Raw genomic sequence first — 20,308 nt, 5'->3', positions numbered from 1 at the left:
CATTCCGAACAGAGAAGTTAAGCCTCGTCACGCCGATGGTACTGCGTAACAGTGGGAGAGTAGGTAGCCGCCGTTTTTAGAGAAGCCCCTTGATTCAACAACGAATCAAGGGGCTTTCTGTTGTTTGGTACTTTGTAAAAAGATTCATCAATGAATCAAGAGGGGCTGTTTTTAAGGACGGATAAAAGATAACCTCTTCTCTTCTTCCGCAAATAGGATAGCAGTATTCACTAATGCCAAATGTGATACCAATAGCTTTTGTTATTTAATCTTGTATTAATATCCTGTTTGTCGCTTTCAATATATATTTGTTTTCAAATATCTTTTGGATTCCTTATATTTGTTTTCCGGTTTGAAAAATCCGGAAATGTGTCATTTAGTAATAGGAAAAGGGCAAAAGTGGAACAAAATAGGTGTAGGTCTGTGATTTTTTTGCAAACGAATCTTTTTTCTTTTCTTCTTTCTCTTTTTTATCAAATTGATTTTTGTAAATTTGGCGAGAATCTGAGAAAGGACACATAGTTAATATAGTAATAATACTAAATACTCCTGTTAATATGGAAAACAAAATTCAAGAGTTGACCGATAAGATTTATCGTGAAGGCGTGGAAAAAGGAAACGAGGAAGCGCAAAGACTTATCGCGAATGCTCAGGAAGAAGCTAAGAAAATCATTGAGGATGCCCGTAAAGAGGCAGAATCAATTGTAAACTCCTCTCGTAAATCTGCTGATGAGTTAGCAGAAAATACTAAATCAGAGTTAAAACTATTTGCCGGTCAGGCTGTGAATGCGCTCAAATCTGAAGTCGCTACAATGGTAACTGACAAGTTGATAACCGCTTCCGTGAAAGATTTCGCTCAGGATAAAGATTATCTGAACGCGTTTATCGTAGCATTGGCATCCAAATGGAGCATAGACGAACCTATCGTCATCTCAACAGCCGATGCGGAATCACTGAAAAAGTATTTTGCAGCTCATGCAAAAGCTTTATTAGACAAGGGAGTGACTATCCAGCAAGTAAATGGTATCAAGACTCTGTTTACCGTTTCTCCGGCGGACGGTTCGTATAAGGTGAACTTCGGAGAAGAAGAATTCATGAATTACTTCAAAGCGTTCTTGCGTCCTCAATTAGTAGAAATGCTATTTTAAAAAAAGCGACTATGAGTAGTAAGTACTATTACTTGGTAGCAGGTTTGCCGGAACTTTCACTGGAAGACAGTAAGCTGAGCTATACAGTAGCCGATTTTAAAACTGAAATCTACAATGGATTGTCTGCTTCAGACCGGAAGTTGATCGACTTGTTTTATCTGAAGTTTGATAATGCAAATGTGCTGAAACTTCTCAAAGATAAAGAAGCGGAAATCGACAAACGGGGAAATTACTCTGCTGAAGAGCTCACAGAATATATTTCTATTCTGAGAGAAGGCGGAGAAATCAGTCCTAAAGAATTTCCGGTTTATCTCTCCACTTTTATAACTGATTATTTGAATACTCCGGCTGAAAGTACGACTTTGCACGAAGATCATCTGGCTGCTTTGTATTATGAGTATGCCATGAAGTGTGGAAATAAGTTTGTTTCTGCCTGGTTTGAATTCAATCTGAACATCAATAATATTCTTGTTGCATTTACCAGCCGTAAATTCAAGTGGGATATTGCTTCCAATGTTGTGGGAAATACGGAAGTATGCGAAGCATTGCGTACATCAAGTGCCCGCGATTTCGGACTGTCCGGTGAAGTGGATGTTTTTGAATCGTTAGTGAAAATCAGTGAGATTACAGAACTGGTGGAGCGTGAGAAGAAGTTGGATGCCCTGCGGTGGAACTGGATGGAGGATGCTATTTTCTTCGACTATTTCACTATTGAGCGTATTTTTGCTTTCCTGCTGAAGCTGGAAATGATTGAAAGGTGGATTTCACTGGATAAGGAAAGAGGTAATCAGTTGTTCAGAAGCATTATTGAGTCGCTGAAGAACGAAGTGCAGATTCCTGCAGAATTCAGATAATAAAATAAAAAAAATATATGGCAACAAAAGGAACTGTTAGTGGCGTTATTGCCAACATGGTGACCCTCGTCGTTGACGGACCGGTAGCTCAAAATGAGATTTGTTATATCTCGACCGGTGGCGATAAGTTGATGGCGGAGGTGATTAAGGTTGTAGGTTCACATGTATATGTCCAGGTGTTTGAAAGTACCCGTGGACTGAAAGTGGGCGCCGAAGCCGAATTTACAGGACACATGCTTGAGGTGACATTAGGCCCGGGTATGTTATCGAAAAACTATGATGGTCTGCAAAATGACCTCGACAAAATGGACGGAGTTTTCCTGAAGAGAGGACAATATACGTATCCGTTGGATAAAGAGCGTATATGGCATTTCGTACCATTGGTGAATGTAGGTGACAAAGTGCAGGCTTCTGTATGGTTGGGACAGGTGGATGAAAACTTTCAGCCGTTGAAAATAATGGCCCCGTTCACTATGAAGGGAACGGCTACCGTAAAAACAATCATGCCGGAAGGTGATTATAAGATAGAAGATACTATCGCAATCCTGACAGACGAAGAAGGTAATGATATTCCTGTAACTATGGTTCAGAGATGGCCCGTAAAACGTGCGATGACGAATTATAAGGAGAAACCGCGTCCTTTCAAATTGTTGGAGACTGGTGTACGTGTGATTGATACGCTGAATCCGATTGTGGAAGGTGGTACGGGATTTATTCCCGGTCCGTTTGGTACAGGTAAAACGGTGCTTCAGCATGCTATTTCTAAGCAGGCGGAAGCGGATATCGTTATCATTGCAGCTTGCGGTGAACGTGCGAATGAGGTGGTGGAAATCTTTACCGAGTTCCCCGAACTGGTAGACCCGCACACAGGACGTAAGTTGATGGAGCGTACTATTATTATTGCCAATACTTCTAACATGCCGGTAGCTGCGCGTGAAGCATCTGTATATACAGCGATGACACTGGCGGAATATTACCGTTCAATGGGATTGAAAGTCTTGTTGATGGCCGACTCTACTTCCCGTTGGGCACAGGCTCTGCGTGAGATGTCCAACCGTATGGAAGAGTTGCCTGGACCAGATGCTTTCCCGATGGATATTTCGGCTATTATCTCTAACTTCTACGGTCGTGCGGGATATGTAAAACTGAGCAATGACGAAACGGGTTCTATTACATTTATCGGTACGGTATCTCCTGCCGGTGGTAACTTGAAGGAGCCGGTAACTGAAAATACGAAGAAGGTAGCCCGTTGTTTCTATGCATTGGAACAGGACCGTGCCGATAAAAAACGTTATCCGGCAGTGAATCCGATTGATTCTTATTCAAAATATATCGAATATCCGGAATTTGAAGAGTATATCAAAGGTCATATCAATGATGAATGGATCGGAAAGGTAAATGAACTTAAGACCCGTTTACAGCGTGGTAAGGAAATTGCCGAACAGATCAATATCCTCGGTGACGATGGTGTGCCGGTAGAATATCACGTGATCTTCTGGAAATCTGAATTGATTGACTTTGTAATCCTGCAACAGGATGCTTTTGACGAAATTGACGCGGTAACTCCGATGGAACGTCAGGAAGACATTCTGAATATGATAATCGACATCTGTCATACGGAATTTGAATTTGATAACTTCAACGAAGTAATGGACTACTTCAAGAAGATGATTAATATCTGTAAGCAGATGAACTATTCGAAGTTCAAATCAGAACAGTATGAAGGATTCCAGAAACAACTGAAGGAATTGATTGAAGAGAGGAAACTTCAATCGTAAATCGTAAATTGTTAAATCGTAAATAAGTAAGATGGCAACAAAAGCTTTTCAAAAGATATATACCAAGATTACTCAGATTACCAAGGCTACTTGTTCGTTGAAAGCGACAGGAGTAGGGTATGATGAGCTTGCCACCGTGGACGGTAAACTGGCACAGGTGGTAAAGATTGCCGGTGACGATGTCACTTTGCAGGTATTTGAAGGTACGGAAGGTATTCCGACCAATGCCGAAGTAGTATTTCTCGGCAAATCGCCTACATTGAAAGTGAGTGAGCAGCTGGCCGGACGTTTCTTCAATGCTTTCGGTGACCCGATTGATGGAGGTCCGGACATTGAAGGACAGGAAGTGGAAATTGGTGGTCCGTCTGTGAATCCGGTTCGGCGTAAACAACCGTCGGAACTGATTGCAACGGGTATTGCCGGTATCGACTTGAACAATACATTGGTATCCGGTCAGAAGATTCCGTTCTTTGCCGACCCGGACCAACCGTTCAACCAGGTAATGGCAAACGTGGCCTTACGTGCTGAAACGGATAAGATTATCCTCGGCGGTATGGGTATGACGAATGATGACTACCTGTATTTTAAGAATGTGTTCTCTAATGCCGGTGCACTCGACCGTATCGTGAGTTTCATGAATACGACCGAAAACCCGCCGGTAGAACGTTTGCTGATTCCGGATATGGCATTAACTGCTGCTGAATATTTTGCAGTAAATAATAATGAGAAAGTGCTGGTACTGTTGACCGATATGACGAGCTATGCCGATGCGTTGGCAATCGTATCCAACCGTATGGACCAGATTCCGTCTAAAGATTCTATGCCGGGATCACTTTACTCGGACTTGGCGAAGATTTACGAAAAGGCGGTGCAGTTCCCTTCCGGTGGTTCAATCACAATTATTGCGGTGACTACTTTGTCCGGTGGAGATATTACTCACGCTGTGCCTGATAACACGGGTTACATCACAGAAGGTCAGTTGTTCCTGCGTCGTGATAGTGATATTGGTAAGGTTATTGTTGACCCGTTCCGTTCGTTGTCTCGTTTGAAACAGCTGGTTACCGGTAAGAAGACGCGTAAAGACCATCCGCAGGTGATGAATGCTGCCGTACGTCTTTATGCCGATGCAGCTAACGCTAAGACGAAGATGGAAAATGGTTTCGACCTGACAAACTACGACGAACGTACGTTGGCTTTTGCGAAGGACTATTCCAATCAGTTATTGGCAATTGATGTTAACCTTGATACAACTGAAATGCTGGACGTTGCCTGGGGCTTGTTCGGTAAATACTTCCGTCCGGAAGAGGTGAATATCAAGAAAGACTTGGTGGATCAATACTGGCCAAAACAAAATAATTAGACGATTAGACGATTTACCATTTACGGTTGAAATTTGTGGATTATTTATGTTTATAAGAAGTAATTTCAATCGCCTGATTGTAAATCGTTAAATTAGTAAATCAACGAGATGGCTATAAAGTTTCAATATAACAAAACCTCTCTTCAGCAGCTCGAAAAGCAACTGAAAGTGCGGGTGCGTACGCTTCCTATCATTAAGAATAAGGAAAGCGCCCTCCGCATGGAAGTGAAACGCTGTAAAACGGAAGCTGCCGATCTGGAGGATAGGCTCGAACAACAAATTCAAGCCTATGAAGCCATGTTCGCCCTTTGGAATGAGTTTGACGCTTCATTAATAAAGGTGAATGATGTTCATCTTGGCGTGAAAAAGATTGCGGGTGTGCGCGTACCGTTGCTCGAGAATGTAGAATTCGAGATACGTCCGTACAGTATGTTTAATGCTCCCAAGTGGTATGCCGACGGTATCCACCTGTTGGAAGAGCTGGCTCATACAGCAATTGAACGTGAATTTATGCTCGCCAAGCTGAACTTGTTAGAACATGCAAGGAAAAAGACCACTCAAAAGGTGAACCTTTTTGAGAAGGTGCAGATACCGGGCTATCAGGATGCATTGCGAAAAATCAAGCGATTTATGGAAGATGAAGAAAACCTGTCGAAATCTTCGCAAAAGATCATGAAGTCCCATCAAGAAAAAAGGAAGGAGGTAGAGGCATGATTACAAAAATGAAGAAACTCACCTTTCTGGTGTATCACAAAGAATATGAAGAATTCCTGAACAGTCTGCGGGAGCTTGGTGTAGTCCACATTGTGGAGAAACAACAGGGGGCTGCCGATAACACGGAGTTGCAGGATAATATTCGTCTTTCCAACCGTTTGGCGGCTACCTTGAAGTTGCTTCAGAACCAGAAGCATGAAAAGAATGCCGTGATTGCTACGGAAGGAGGAACGGCTGCCCGTGGAATGCAAGTGCTGGACGAAGTGGATGCTTTACAGACAGAGCATGGAAAGTTGTCGCAGCAGTTACAAAGCTATGCCAAAGAAAAAGAAGCTCTGGAAGCCTGGGGCAACTTTGAACCGGCAAATGTTCAGAAGCTGAAAGATGCCGGTTATGTAATCGGTTTCTATAGCTGTTCGGAAGGAAATTACAAAGAAGAGTGGGAAACGGAATACAATGCAATGATTGTGAACCGCATTTCTTCTAAAGTATTTTTCGTGACTGTAACGAAAGGTGGAGAGGAAGTGGACTTGGATGTGGAGCAGGCTAAATTACCTGCATACTCTTTGGCACATCTTGAAACGCTTTACAATACAACAGAACAGGCTGTTGAAGAGAATGAAAAGAAACTGGTTGCGCTTTCCGAAACGGATATTCCTTCATTGAAGGCTGCTCTGAAAGAGTTGCAAAGCCAGATTGAATTCTCTAAAGTCGTGTTAAGTTCCGAACAGACTGCCGGTGACAAACTGATGTTGATTGAAGGATGGGCGCCTGCATTCAGTCAAGTGGAGATAGAGGCCTATCTGAATGACGCACATGTATATTATGAGATTACCGATCCGATGCCGGGCGATAATGTTCCTATTCGATTGAATAATAAGGGATTCTTTGCTTGGTTCGAACCGATCTGTAAGCTGTATATGCTTCCGAAGTATAATGAGTTGGACTTGACACCGTTCTTTGCCCCATTCTTTATGGTCTTTTTCGGACTTTGTCTGGGAGATTCCGGATATGGTTTGTTCCTGTTCCTGGGAGCTACGGCCTATCGGTTGATGGCGAAGAAAGTAACCCCGTCAATGAAGTCAATCATCTCATTGATACAGGTTTTGGCGGTATCAACGTTCTTCTGCGGTTTGCTGACTGGTACGTTCTTCGGAGCGAACATCTACAATTTGGATTGGCCGATTATTCAACGCTTGAAACATGCTGTCATGATGGATAATAATGATATGTTCCAATTATCGTTGATATTGGGAGCTATCCAGATTCTATTCGGTATGGTGCTGAAGGCTGTGAATCAGACGATTCAGTTTGGTTTCAAATATGCTGTGGCAACTATCGGATGGATCATCCTGCTGGTTTCAATGGCAGTTTCAGCTTTGTTACCGGACGTAATGCCGATGGGAAGCACGGTGCACTTGATAATCCTGGGTGTTTCGGCTGCTATGATTTTCCTTTATAACAGTCCGGGAAAGAATGTTTTCCTGAATATCGGACTGGGATTATGGGATTCATACAACATGGTTACCGGTTTGCTCGGAGATGTTTTGTCTTACGTTCGTTTGTTTGCCCTCGGACTTTCCGGAGGTATTCTGGCGGGAGTGTTCAACAGTCTGGCAGTAGGTATGAGTCCGGATAATGTAATAGCAGGCCCGATTGTAATGGTACTGATTTTCGTGATCGGTCATGCAATCAATATTTTCATGAATGTGCTGGGTGCAATGGTTCACCCGATGCGTCTGACGTTCGTTGAGTTCTTCAAGAACTCCGGATATGAAGGAGGCGGTAAAGAGTACAAACCGTTCAGAAATTAAAAAAACTGAAGATTAAAAATTAGAAATAGAGAATTAATATTTTAAGAATTAAACAATAAAAAATAGAATAAGATTATGGAAATGAATTTGTTTATCGCCTACATTGGCATCGCGATTATGGTTGGTTTGTCGGGCATCGGTAGTGCTTACGGAGTAACTATTGCAGGTAATGCTGCCATCGGAGCATTGAAGAAGAATGATAGTGCATTCGGTAACTTCCTGGTATTGACAGCCCTTCCGGGTACACAGGGTCTTTATGGTTTTGCCGGTTATTTCATGTTTCAGACTATCTTCGGTATTTTGACTCCTGAAATTACAGCTATCCAGGCATCAGCAGTTCTTGGTGCAGGTATTGCTTTAGGATTGGTTGCCTTATTCTCCGCTATCCGTCAGGGACAAGTTTGTGCAAACGGTATTGCAGCTATCGGACAGGGACACAATGTATTTAGTAATACGTTGATTCTTGCCGTATTCCCCGAGCTTTATGCAATCGTTGCTTTGGCTGCAACCTTCTTGATCGGTAGTGCACTCGTTGCATAATTTTTAGCAAGAATATTTCCTATAAAGGAGTTTCAATCCCCTTGTACATGCAGCTTTGCATGTGCAAGGGGATATTCTTTTTTCATTATAGGGCAACGTTTCTTTCCTCTTCTTAACTCATATTTTTCGCATAAAGTATTATTTTTCAAAGAATAATGTGTACTTTTGCACTCGCATACTAAAAAGAGTTTTAATATATTATATGGTAAAAGATTTATTAACCCCCGATTATATCTTCGAGTCCAGCTGGGAAGTATGTAATAAAGTGGGAGGAATATACACCGTCTTGTCGACACGGGCAAATACATTGCAGGAAAAGTTCCGCGACAGAATTTTCTTCATAGGTCCTGATGTATGGCAAGGAAAAGAAAACCCTCTATTCATCGAGTCGGATAACCTATGTGCTGCCTGGAAAAAGCATGCACTTGAGAAAGACGAACTTTCTGTCCGTATAGGACGATGGAATATCCCCGGTGAACCCATAGTCATTCTTGTTGATTTCCAACCTTTTTTTGAAAAGAAAGACGATATATACACAGAAATGTGGAATCGTTATCAAGTAGATTCGTTGCACGCTTATGGCGATTACGACGAAGCTTCTATGTTTTCATACGCTGCGGGAAGAGTGGTAGAGAGTTTCTATCGCTACAACTTGACAGAAACGGATAAGGTGGTATATCAGGCGCATGAATGGATGACTGGAATGGGAGCACTTTATGTACAGGAAGCTGTGCCGGAGGTGGCTACTATTTTTACGACCCATGCTACTTCTATCGGTCGTTCTATTGCCGGTAATCATAAACCGTTGTACGACTATCTGTTTGCTTATAATGGCGACCAGATGGCGCAAGAACTGAACATGCAATCGAAACACTCGATTGAAAAACAGACTGCACATTACGTAGACTGTTTTACGACGGTGAGCGAAATAACCAATAATGAGTGTAAGGAATTACTGGATAAACCGGCAGATGTTGTTCTGATGAACGGTTTTGAAGATGATTTTGTACCGAAAGGAAGCACATTTACCGGAAAACGTAAACGTGCGCGTGCCTTGATGCTCAATGTAGCGAATAAATTATTGGGAACAAATCTGGGTGACGATACGTTAATTGTCGGAACCAGTGGACGATATGAGTTTAAGAATAAAGGTATTGATGTATTTTTGGAATCATTAAACCGCTTGAACAGGGATAAGAATTTGCATAAGAATGTTTTGGCATTCATCAATGTACCCGGTTGGGTAGGAGACCCCCGTGAGGATTTGCAGGGACGTTTGAAGAGCAAGGAGAAGTTCGACACTCCGCTCGAAGTACCATTTATCACTCATTGGCTGCATAATATGACTCATGACCAGGTGTTGGATATGTTGAAATATCTGGGAATGGGCAATCGTCCGGAAGATAAGGTAAAAGTGATTTTTGTACCTTGTTATCTGAATGGTCGTGATGGCATCATGAATAAAGAATATTATGATATATTGTTGGGACAGGATTTGAGTGTCTATGCTTCTTATTACGAACCGTGGGGATATACTCCGTTGGAAAGTGTAGCATTCCATGTGCCGACAATCACTACTGATCTGGCAGGATTCGGACTTTGGGTAAACAGCCTGAAGAACCAGCATGGCATTAATGATGGAGTAGAAGTGCTGCATCGTTCGGACTATAATTATTCGGAAGTAGCGGATGGTATTAAAGATACAATTACGTTATTTGCGGATAAGACGGAGAAAGAAGTGAAGGAAATCCGTAAGCGTGCTGCCGAAGTGGCAGAACAGGCTTTATGGAAGCACTTTATACAATATTACTATGAGGCTTATGACATTGCCTTACGCAATGCTATGAAGCGTCAGTTGAGTTAAGAAAGAATTATTTATCAATAAGTAAACGTAAACATTATGAAAATCAAAGTTAGTAATGTGAATACTCCCAACTGGAAAGAGGTTACTGTAAAATCACGTATACCGGAAGAGTTGGAGAAGTTGTCTGAAATCGCACGCAACATTTGGTGGGCATGGAATTTTGAAGCGACTGAACTGTTTAGAGATCTAGATCCGGAACTTTGGAAAGAATGTGGACAGAATCCAGTACTGTTGTTGGAACGTATGAGCTATGAAAAGCTGGAAGCGCTGGCAAAAGACAAAGTGATTCTAAGAAGAATGAATGAAGTTTATACGAAATTCAGAGATTACATGGATGTGAAGCCGGATGAGCAACGCCCATCTATCGCTTATTTCAGTATGGAATATGGCTTGAGCAGCGTCCTGAAAATATATTCCGGTGGTCTGGGTGTATTGGCTGGTGACTATCTGAAAGAGGCTTCCGACAGCAATGTTGATTTGTGTGCGGTAGGTTTCTTGTATCGTTACGGCTACTTTACTCAAACGTTGTCTATGGATGGACAGCAGATTGCCAACTACGAAGCACAAAACTTCGGTCAACTTCCTATTGAACGTGTAATGGATGCCAATGGTCAGCCGTTGATAGTTGACGTTCCTTATCTTGATTATTTTGTTCATGCAAACGTATGGCGTGTAAACGTTGGACGTATTTCTTTGTATCTGCTTGATACGGATAATGAAATGAACAGTGAATTCGACCGTCCTATCACTCACCAGCTTTATGGTGGCGACTGGGAAAACCGTTTGAAACAAGAAATCTTGTTGGGTATCGGTGGTATCCTGACTTTGAAAGCACTGGGCATCAAGAAAGATGTTTATCACTGTAATGAAGGACATGCTGCATTAATCAATGTTCAGCGTATCTGCGACTATGTAGCTACAGGATTGACTTTCGATCAAGCTATCGAGTTGGTTCGTGCTTCTTCTCTTTACACTGTTCATACTCCGGTTCCTGCAGGTCACGACTATTTTGATGAAGGCCTGTTCGGCAAATATATGGGTGGTTATCCTTCCAGAATGGGTATCACTTGGGATGACTTGATGGATCTCGGACGTAACAATCCGGGTGACAAGGGCGAACGTTTCTGTATGTCTGTTTTTGCTTGTAACACTTCACAGGAAGTGAACGGTGTGAGCTGGCTGCACGGAAAGGTTTCTCAAGAAATGTTCTCTTCTATCTGGAAAGGTTATTTCCCGGAAGAAAGCCACGTAGGATACGTAACGAATGGAGTTCACTTCCCGACTTGGAGTGCAACTGAATGGAAAGAACTGTACTTTAAATATTTCAACGAAAATTTCTGGTTCGATCAATCTAATCCTAAGATTTGGGAAGCTATCTACAATGTGCCCGATGAAGAGATTTGGAAGACTCGTATGACTATGAAGAATAAGTTGGTTGACTATATCCGTAAGTCATTCCGCGATACATGGTTGAAGAACCAGGGAGACCCTTCCCGTATCGTTTCATTGATGGATAAGATCAATCCGAATGCATTACTGATTGGTTTCGGTCGTCGTTTTGCTACTTACAAACGTGCACACTTGTTGTTCACCGATTTGGATCGTCTTTCTAAGATTGTGAATAATCCTGATTACCCGGTACAATTCCTGTTTACAGGTAAAGCTCACCCGCACGATGGTGCAGGTCAGGGTTTGATTAAGCGTATTATCGAGATCTCTCGCCGTCCGGAATTCCTGGGTAAGATTATCTTCCTTGAAAATTATGATATGCAATTGGCTCGTCGTCTGGTTTCAGGCGTTGATATCTGGTTGAATACTCCGACTCGTCCGTTGGAAGCATCCGGTACATCGGGCGAAAAGGCTTTGATGAACGGTGTTGTTAACTTCTCTGTATTAGACGGATGGTGGCTGGAAGGTTACCGTGAAGGTGCAGGTTGGGCATTGACAGAAAAACGTACTTATCAGAACCAGGAACATCAGGATCAGTTGGATGCTGCTACTATTTACAGTATTCTTGAAACTGAAATCTTGCCGTTGTATTATGCACGTAATAAGAAAGGATATTCTGAAGGCTGGATCAAAGTGGTGAAGAATTCTATCGCACAGATCGCTCCTCATTATACAATGAAGCGTCAGTTGGATGATTACTATAGCAAATTCTATTGCAAACTGGCGAAACGCTTCCAGACTTTGGCTGCTAATGATAATGCAAAAGCAAAAGAAATCGCAGCTTGGAAAGAAGAAGTGGTTGCTAAATGGGATGCTATTGAAATCGTATCTTGCGACAAGGTAGAAGACCTGAAGAACGGTGACATCGAAAGCGGAAAAGAATATACTATTACTTACGTGATCGATGAAAAAGGCTTGAATGATGCAGTGGGACTTGAATTGGTTACTACTTACACAACTGCAGACGGCAAACAACATGTTTACTCTGTAGAACCGTTTAGTGTTATCAAGAAAGAAGGTAACTTGTATACATTCCAAGTTAAACACAGCTTGTCAAATGCAGGTAGCTTCAAGGTGTCTTACCGTATGTTCCCGAAGAATCCGGAGCTTCCACACCGTCAAGACTTCTGCTACGTACGTTGGTTTATCTAATTTGTTTGAAATAGAAGTAGGGGAGTCCTTCTCCCTTACTTTCATATATAGATTCAGCCCCTGTGTTCTTTCGAGAATTACAGGGGCTGAATTTTATCTGTTTGGTTGTTGACTTGTGAAGTTTTTAATAAGCAAGAAACCATCTGAAAAGAAAAATCACGCTTACTGCAACATGTCGTAGTAAGCGTGATTTTATAGGATCAAGGCTTTTCGAACAGCCCCTTGTTTGAACTTTAAAGCCTTTGAAAAACCTTCTTTTTCGATCTGTTATTTTACAGCTTCTGCAATTTTAGCCTGAAGTTCTTCTCCATGCAAACCGCGAGCGATAATTTTACCACTGCCATCGATTAATACAGTGTGAGGAATACTGTTTACTGCATAAAGCTGTGCACCTTCACTTTGCCAGAATTTCAGGTCGGACATTTGTGGCCAAGTCATATTCATCTTCTTGATTGCTTCTTTCCATGCAGCTCCATCCTGATCGAGAGATACGCCTACAATTTCGAAGTTCTTACCTTTATACTTTGCGTAAGTTTCTACCAGATTAGGCATTTCGCGACGGCAAGGACCGCACCAGCTAGCCCAGAAGTCAACCAATACCACTTTACCTTTACCAACGTAATCAGACAACTTCACAGCCTTTCCTTCCGGAGTCTGCATTTCGAAATCAACAAATTGAGTACCTACGGCAGTCTTTTTCTGCTTGTCGGTCATCTCTTTGATTCTTACGATTGTTTCGTCATTCTGGAAATTCGCAGGAATTTGTTGCAACAAAGCTTCATTTTCGTCAGTAGAGTTATTGTAGAACGTTTGTTTAAACAAGAAAACTCCGACCGGATTGGCGATGTTCTTCTTAACACCTTCTTTGATTACTTTGTCATACTGTTCTTCCAGCTGGGCACCCTCTTTTTGTTTGGCTTCTTTCTGCTCATCACTTAAAGAAGTGTCGCCCATTGCTTCATAAATGGTATTCATTTTCTTGCTGATGTCATTGATTTGAGCTCTGATTTCCTGGTATGCATCATTGTTAGGAGTACCGGTCACAGCGTCGTTATCCTTGGTCAGGGCAACGTTGATTTTTCCGTTTTCGAGGAAGAAATCAATCATCAATGGCTCTCCGTTCACTTCGCAAGTGACATAGCGGCTAACCACAGAATCTTGTGTACCTTCAAAGGTAAAAGTACCTTTGGTGATAACGGCTGTATCTAGTTTGGTCAAATTTCTGCCAGTAGCTTCCTGAAGATAAACGGTGTCACCATCGCTTGCACCTTCTACCGTACCTGTGACAACGTATCCGGCTTTGTTTCCGCCCGTACAAGCTACCATGCCTAACGCTGCCGTTGCAATAACTAAATAAGTTAACTTTTTCATGCTTTTGTAAAATTAGTGAATAAATATTTATGCAAAGATAGATTTTTTTTCTGTCGGGCATCGAAAAACACTGTTATATTAGATTAACACCTAGGTGAAAACCGCAGAAATGTGTACCTTTGCAGCCCAAACTTTAGTATGAATATGCAAGAAGATAAATCCATCATTGAGGTGAGCCATGTATCGAAGTATTTTGGCGATAAAACAGCATTGGATGATGTGACTCTAAACGTGAAAAAGGGCGAGTTTGTCACTATACTTGGTCCTTCCGGTTGCGGTAAAACCACGTTGTTGCGTCTCATTGCCGGTTTTCAGACGGCTTCGGAAGGCGAGATCCGAATTTCGGGGATGGAAATAACACAAACCCCTCCCCACAAGCGTCCCGTGAATACGGTATTTCAGAAATATGCCTTATTCCCGCACTTGAATGTATATGATAACATTGCTTTCGGCCTGAAACTGAAAAAGACACCGAAACAAACCATTGAGAAGAAAGTGAAAGCTGCTTTAAAGATGGTAGGTATGACAGATTATGAATACCGCGATGTGGATTCTCTTTCCGGTGGTCAGCAACAACGTGTAGCCATTGCCCGTGCCATTGTGAATGAGCCGGAAGTGTTGCTATTGGATGAGCCGCTGGCAGCGCTCGACCTGAAAATGCGTAAGGATATGCAAATGGAGCTCAAAGAAATGCATAAATCTTTGGGTATAACGTTTGTTTACGTCACTCACGATCAGGAAGAGGCATTGACGTTGAGCGATACGATTGTTGTGATGAGTGAAGGAAAGATTCAGCAGATCGGTACACCGATTGATATTTATAATGAACCCATCAACGCTTTTGTTGCCGACTTTATCGGAGAAAGCAATATCCTCAATGGTACCATGATTCATGATAAGCTGGTACGCTTCTGCGGCACGGAGTTTGAATGTGTGGATGAAGGATTTGGTGAAAATGTTCCGGTAGACGTAGTCATCCGTCCGGAAGATCTTTATATTTTCCCCGTTTCGGATATGGCGCAGTTGGTAGGCGTGGTAGAGACTTCTATTTTCAAAGGTGTGCATTATGAAATGACGGTGATGTGCGGCGGATATGAATTCCTGGTGCAGGATTACCATCATTTTGAAGTAGGAGCGGAAGTCGGACTGCTGGTGAAGCCGTTTGATATTCACATCATGAAGAAAGAGCGTATCTGCAATACGTTTGAAGGAAAATTGCTGGATGCCACTCATGTGGAATTCCTGGGCTGTAACTTTGAATGTACTCCGGTGGAAAATATAGCTGCCGATACGAATGTCAAAGTGGAGGTAGACTTTGAAAAAGTGATTCTTCAGGATAATGAAGAAGACGGAACGCTCACAGGTGAGGTAAAATTCATCCTTTACAAGGGCGACCATTATCATCTGACCGTATTGTCAGACTGGGACGAGAATGTATTTGTAGATACGAACGATGTATGGGATGACGGAGACCGTGTAGGTATTACCATCCCTCCAGATGCCATTCGTATAATTAAAATAACCGATTAACAGGAAAGGAAGTGAATAAGAAGTTTATAGTCTTTTTGTCATCACGTAAGAGTTGGACTCTCCCTTACATTATTTTTTCGGCGATCTTTGTGATTATACCGCTGTTTTTAATTGTCGTATATGCCTTTACCGATGATAGCGGTCATTTGACACTCGCCAATTTTCAGAAGTTCTTCGAACATCCTGAAGCAATCAATACCTTTGTATATTCTATCGGTATTGCCATCATTACCACCCTTGTTTGTATTTTGCTGGGTTATCCTGCAGCATGGATATTGAGTAACAGTAAGCTGAACCGTTCCAAGACGATGGTCGTACTGTTTATCCTGCCGATGTGGGTAAATATTCTTGTGCGTACCCTTGCTACGGTTGCCTTGTTCGACTTTTTTAGTGTACCGTTGGGCGAGGGAGCATTGATATTCGGTATGGTATACAACTTTATCCCCTTTATGATTTATCCTATTTACAACACGTTGCAGAAGATGGATCATAGTTATATTGAAGCTGCACAAGATTTGGGAGCCAATCCGCTGCAAGTCTTTCTGAAAGCAGTCCTTCCGCTTTCTATGCCGGGTGTGATGAGTGGAATTATGATGGTGTTCATGCCGACTATATCGACATTTGCCATTGCCGAGTTGCTGACGATGAATAACATCAAACTCTTTGGTACAACGATTCAGGAAAATATCAATAACAGCATGTGGAACTATGGAGCGGCACTTTCGCTTATTATGTTGCTGCTGATTGCTGCTACTTCTTTGTTTAGCACAGACGATAAGGACAATTCGAACGAAGGAGGCGGGCTATGGTAAAGAAAATATTTGCGCAGGCTTACTTGTGGATATTGCTGTTGTTGCTTTATTCTCCTATCGTGATTATCGTCATCTATTCTTTCACCGAAGCGAAAGTGCTGGGCAACTGGACTGGTTTCTCCACAAAACTTTATACTTCGCTTTTCACTACAGGCACGCATCATTCTTTGATGAATGCATTGATTAACACGATTACTATTGCTCTGCTGGCTGCAACGGCATCTACCTTGCTGGGTAGTGTGGCTGCTATCGGCATCTTTAATCTGAAATCCCGTTCGCGTAAAGCGATTAGTTTTGTGAATAGTATTCCTATTCTGAACGGAGATATCATCACGGGTATTTCGCTTTTCCTTTTGTTTGTTTCTTTAGGAATCACACAAGGATACACAACCGTAGTGCTTGCTCATATTACTTTTTGTACGCCATACGTTGTTTTGAGCGTTCTGCCTCGTTTGAAGCAGATGAACCCGAATATTTATGAGGCCGCTCTTGACTTGGGAGCGACTCCCATGCAAGCTTTGTGGAAAGTTATTGTTCCGGAGATTCGTCCGGGAATGATTAGTGGTTTTATGCTTGCATTGACTCTATCCATTGATGATTTTGCCGTAACTGTCTTTACCATTGGTAATCAAGGTCTGGAGACGCTCTCTACTTATATCTATGCCGATGCCCGCAAGGGAGGGCTGACCCCTGAACTTCGTCCGCTTTCGGCTATCATTTTTGTCGTGGTGCTGGCGTTGCTGATTGGCATCAATTATCGGGCAGGAAAAGCGAAGAAAAAAGATTAATAGACCATCAAATGTGCTACTACATAAATAATATGAAAAGAATAATTCCCGTAATCCTGCTCTTACTGACCTTGACCGGATGCTATAATTCCGGTGAACCTCGTGAGCGGGTCCTTAAAATCTATAACTGGGCAGATTACATCGGCGAAGGTGTACTCGAGGATTTCCAGGCATATTATAAAGAACAGACCGGTGAGAATATCCGTATCGTTTACCAGACATTCGACATCAACGAGATCATGCTGACGAAGATTGAAAAGGGGCATGAAGATTTTGATGTGGTCTGTCCTTCGGAATACATCATCGAACGTATGCTGAAGAAACATTTGCTGCTGCCCATCGATACGAATTTTGCACATTCTCCCAACTACATGAATAATGTAGCTCCGTTTATTCGCGAACAAATCAATAAATTGAGCCAACCGGGTGAGCAGGCGAGCCGCTATGCTGTATGTTATATGTGGGGAACGGCTGGAATTCTGTATAACCGGGCTTATGTACCCGATTCGGTAGCGTTGTCCTGGGATTGTCTTTGGAATAAAAAGTACGCCGGAAAAATCCTGATGAAGGATAGTTACCGTGATGCTTATGGAACAGCTGTCATCTATGCGCATGCGAAGGAACTGAAAGAAGGAACGGTGACAGTGGAAGAGCTGATGAACGACTACTCTCCACGTGCGATGGAACTGGCCGAAAAATACCTGAAAGCCTTGAAACCGAATATTGCCGGTTGGGAGGCGGATTTCGGCAAGGAGATGATGACGAAGAATAAAGCCTGGCTGAATATGACTTGGAGCGGTGACGCGATCTGGGCGATTGAAGAGGCAAATGCGGTAGGAGTGGACTTGGATTATGAAGTTCCCGAGGAAGGGAGCAATATCTGGTATGACGGTTGGGTAATCCCGAAATACGCCAGAAATCCGGAAGCAGCCAGTTATTTCATCAATTTTATGTGCCGTCCGGACATTGCTTTGCGGAATATGGATTTCTGCGGATATGTAAGTTCCATAGCTACGCCCGAAATACTGGAAGAGAAAACAGACACGACCCTCCATTATTATGCCGATTTAAGTTACTTTTTCGGACCGGGTGCAGACAGCATACAAATTGATAAGATACAATACCCGGATCGCAAAGTGGTAGAACGATGTGCCATGATTCGTGACTTTGGCGATCAGACAAAAGAAGTTCTTGATATTTGGTCGCGTATTAAGGGCGATAATTTGGGGGTTGGCATAACTATTCTTATCTTTGTCGTTGTTGCATTGATGAGTGGCTGGATGATTTATAAAAGATGGCAGCGTTACAGCCGCCAGAAACAACAGAGGCGCAGAAGCAGAAGGAAAAAGGTGAGGAGGAATTAGTATTTCTCCGGATTACAAACAAAAAATAAATAGGTGCGAAGATAGAAGTGGTATCTATAGAAAGAATAAGAAGCACGGTGAACGGAATGCTAATGGCGGGATGTTCACCGTGTTTTGTTTTTATCGTCTTTTCATATTCCGAAGCATATCTTTGGTATCCTTGTTTACCCGGAAAGACTCGATTGTTTTTTGCAGTGCTTTGTTGTAAGTCCAGTTATCCAATGTACTATGTTTCAGATATTCCATTGTCTTTTGGGGAAATTTGATGAAACACAATGATAGCATCCATGCCATACCCATACGTGCATAATAAGCATCATGATTGAATAAATCGGCATATTCCAGTAACGAATCGATATGTTCGTCATCCACATAGTGGAAAAGCATCACAATCCCGAAGCGTATTTCAAATTCTTTAGAGGATTTCAGATAAGGTTGGATAAATTGCCATACGGTTTCTTTTCCTTTTTTTACGGCAGTTTTCAGTTCACTGCAGAAAATGTCGCATACAGCCCAATTATCTATACGGGGAATGAACATTGCTACATAGTTCATTCGTTCTTCAAGTTCCATTTTTGCCAGTCCGATAATCATTCCCTGAAGCATTGTTTCTTCATAATAGTTCGTATCGGTTGACTCTACAAACGTACGCCAGTCCTCTTTTTTTATAATTTCTTTGGCCATGATTCGCAGTTGGGGGATACGTACACCGAGAATATTGTTCGCTCCCGGAAGGAGGGAAGAGTGAAATTCCTTATATTTGGCATCTACTAATGCTTGTAACTCTTTCCGTATGTTTTCAGTTGTAGTCATTTTGATATAGTTGGTTATTTCACAAAGGTATAAAAAAAAAGAGCATGCGCATCATGTGACGGCATACTCTTTTGGGAGATAATTCCCATCATAATGAAAATACTTTGGGAAAGTTTATACGGTTAGTCACTTCTTGTCCATGTCGAAACTGAATGTAGTAGGTGAGAAGTCTTCAAACGGCTGTCCTTCTACTTCCACTTTGGTTGCTTTGATTTCAAATGTAAGTTTTTGGTCTTTATATGTATATTGGCCCTTTTCTTCCGCTTCTATGGTTACTTTTATCGTAATTTGAGGAGCTTCTTCCCCGTCTGCTTGTGCTTGAGTCGGGATAGTATATTTTATTTCCAAAGGTTCAGGTTTTAATTGAAGTAGAATAGAGCCTTTACTGTCATCATTAAAGGCAGCGGTATAAGGAATGTTGTAATTGATATCGTCCAGATTTTCGATGATAATTCCGGCAGCTTCTTCACCAACGATACTTTTGATGAGATCGTCTACCGGGAGTTTTTTAATCATGACCTGATTGTCTTTTACTTCAGCGGTAACGGTGGCTCCTTCCGGCTGTTCTTCTTTTGGGGAATTAGTTTGTGGGTTAACGGGCAGATCAGACTCTGTCAACATGGTACCGGAATAATTTCCATCCACATCTTTAAGAGAATATACGGGAATGTCTGAATCATCATCATTGCTACATGCTGTAAAAGTGGTTATCAGGCCCAATGCCACTACAAATAAAACTAAGCGATTAAAACAACGAACTTTTTTTATTTCAGTTAAAGTTTTCATACTGTTTAAAATTAGATTATTAATTTTCAAAATTAAGGTGTACGTACATAGGGTAAATGCCGGTAATTGTAAAATACTGCACAAGGAAATAAAAAACAGAATATTTTTTTTGCAAGAATGCTGTGCAGAGGTCCCGATGGATGGGACCTTTAAGCAAATAGCAGATTTTGT

The 20,308-nt window shown here is 42.0% G+C and carries 16 protein-coding genes; 13 read left to right on the top strand and 3 right to left on the bottom strand.

Annotated elements, in window-relative coordinates:
• The first annotated feature begins 557 nt into the window (after positions 1-557).
• From KFO40_RS23225 to KFO40_RS23185, 9 genes are all read left to right on the top strand, one after another.
• Entirely contained in the window at positions 558-1,148 is a 591-nt protein-coding gene (locus tag KFO40_RS23225; RefSeq protein WP_004316780.1) for a V-type ATP synthase subunit E family protein, read from the top strand.
• Between the two features lie 11 nt (positions 1,149-1,159).
• Positions 1,160-2,002 carry a DUF2764 domain-containing protein gene (locus tag KFO40_RS23220; protein ID WP_008022965.1) on the top strand — a complete coding sequence of 281 codons (843 nt, stop codon included), beginning with the start codon at positions 1,160-1,162 and terminating at the stop codon, positions 2,000-2,002.
• A gap of 17 nt (positions 2,003-2,019) precedes the next feature.
• Positions 2,020-3,780 (top strand): V-type ATP synthase subunit A, encoded by a 1,761-nt coding sequence (locus KFO40_RS23215; protein ID WP_211146846.1) that lies wholly within the window; start codon positions 2,020-2,022, stop codon positions 3,778-3,780.
• Between the two features lie 31 nt (positions 3,781-3,811).
• Positions 3,812-5,140: a V-type ATP synthase subunit B gene (locus KFO40_RS23210; protein ID WP_004297639.1), complete on the top strand. Its 1,329-nt coding sequence runs from the start codon at positions 3,812-3,814 to the stop codon at positions 5,138-5,140.
• A gap of 108 nt (positions 5,141-5,248) precedes the next feature.
• Positions 5,249-5,854, top strand: coding sequence for a V-type ATP synthase subunit D (locus KFO40_RS23205; RefSeq protein WP_004297640.1), 606 nt, complete (start codon positions 5,249-5,251; stop codon positions 5,852-5,854).
• Positions 5,851-7,668 carry a V-type ATP synthase subunit I gene (locus tag KFO40_RS23200; protein WP_211146845.1) on the top strand — a complete coding sequence of 606 codons (1,818 nt, stop codon included), beginning with the start codon at positions 5,851-5,853 and terminating at the stop codon, positions 7,666-7,668. The genes KFO40_RS23205 and KFO40_RS23200 overlap by 4 nt, the downstream gene beginning before the upstream one ends.
• Before the next feature lie 75 nt (positions 7,669-7,743).
• Positions 7,744-8,208: a V-type ATP synthase subunit K gene (locus KFO40_RS23195; RefSeq protein WP_004316776.1), complete on the top strand. Its 465-nt coding sequence runs from the start codon at positions 7,744-7,746 to the stop codon at positions 8,206-8,208.
• A gap of 202 nt (positions 8,209-8,410) precedes the next feature.
• A complete protein-coding gene (locus KFO40_RS23190; RefSeq protein ID WP_008019765.1) occupies positions 8,411-10,072 on the top strand; it encodes a glycogen/starch synthase in 1,662 nt (553 codons plus the stop codon).
• A gap of 36 nt (positions 10,073-10,108) precedes the next feature.
• Entirely contained in the window at positions 10,109-12,673 is a 2,565-nt protein-coding gene (locus tag KFO40_RS23185; protein WP_004316772.1) for a glycosyltransferase family 1 protein, read from the top strand.
• 267 nt (positions 12,674-12,940) lie between these two features.
• On the opposite strand, the gene KFO40_RS23180 is transcribed toward KFO40_RS23185, so the two are convergent.
• A complete protein-coding gene (locus KFO40_RS23180) occupies positions 12,941-14,044 on the bottom strand; it encodes a TlpA disulfide reductase family protein (protein ID WP_087323333.1) in 1,104 nt (367 codons plus the stop codon).
• A 138-nt stretch (positions 14,045-14,182) separates the two neighbouring features.
• Between KFO40_RS23180 and potA the strand changes: the two genes are divergently transcribed.
• The 4 genes from potA to KFO40_RS23160 are packed head-to-tail and all read left to right on the top strand — an operon-like array spanning position 14,183 to position 18,538.
• Positions 14,183-15,574 (top strand): polyamine ABC transporter ATP-binding protein, encoded by a 1,392-nt coding sequence (potA, locus tag KFO40_RS23175; RefSeq protein WP_087323334.1) that lies wholly within the window; start codon positions 14,183-14,185, stop codon positions 15,572-15,574.
• A gap of 11 nt (positions 15,575-15,585) precedes the next feature.
• Positions 15,586-16,386 (top strand): ABC transporter permease, encoded by an 801-nt coding sequence (locus KFO40_RS23170; RefSeq protein WP_004316765.1) that lies wholly within the window; start codon positions 15,586-15,588, stop codon positions 16,384-16,386.
• The gene (locus KFO40_RS23165; RefSeq protein ID WP_117684272.1) at positions 16,380-17,174 is read left to right on the top strand and encodes an ABC transporter permease; all 795 of its coding nucleotides are present in this window, start codon (positions 16,380-16,382) and stop codon (positions 17,172-17,174) included. The genes KFO40_RS23170 and KFO40_RS23165 overlap by 7 nt, the downstream gene beginning before the upstream one ends.
• Positions 17,175-17,206: 32 nt before the next feature.
• Positions 17,207-18,538, top strand: a complete 1,332-nt coding sequence (locus KFO40_RS23160; RefSeq protein ID WP_049703332.1) for an ABC transporter substrate-binding protein — start codon at positions 17,207-17,209, stop codon at positions 18,536-18,538.
• 120 nt (positions 18,539-18,658) lie between these two features.
• On the opposite strand, the gene KFO40_RS23155 is transcribed toward KFO40_RS23160, so the two are convergent.
• Entirely contained in the window at positions 18,659-19,351 is a 693-nt protein-coding gene (locus tag KFO40_RS23155) for a DNA alkylation repair protein (protein ID WP_211146844.1), read from the bottom strand.
• 126 nt (positions 19,352-19,477) lie between these two features.
• Positions 19,478-20,137, bottom strand: a complete 660-nt coding sequence (locus KFO40_RS23150; protein WP_049702536.1) for a DUF4840 domain-containing protein — start codon at positions 20,135-20,137, stop codon at positions 19,478-19,480.
• Positions 20,138-20,308: the final 171 nt, after the last annotated feature.

This window comes from Bacteroides sp. 1001302B_160321_D4 (assembly GCF_015667765.1).
Taxonomy (GTDB): domain Bacteria; phylum Bacteroidota; class Bacteroidia; order Bacteroidales; family Bacteroidaceae; genus Bacteroides; species Bacteroides xylanisolvens.
The sequence above is the reverse complement of the archived record's forward strand: the minus strand, read 5'-3'. Positions and strand labels throughout refer to the sequence as shown.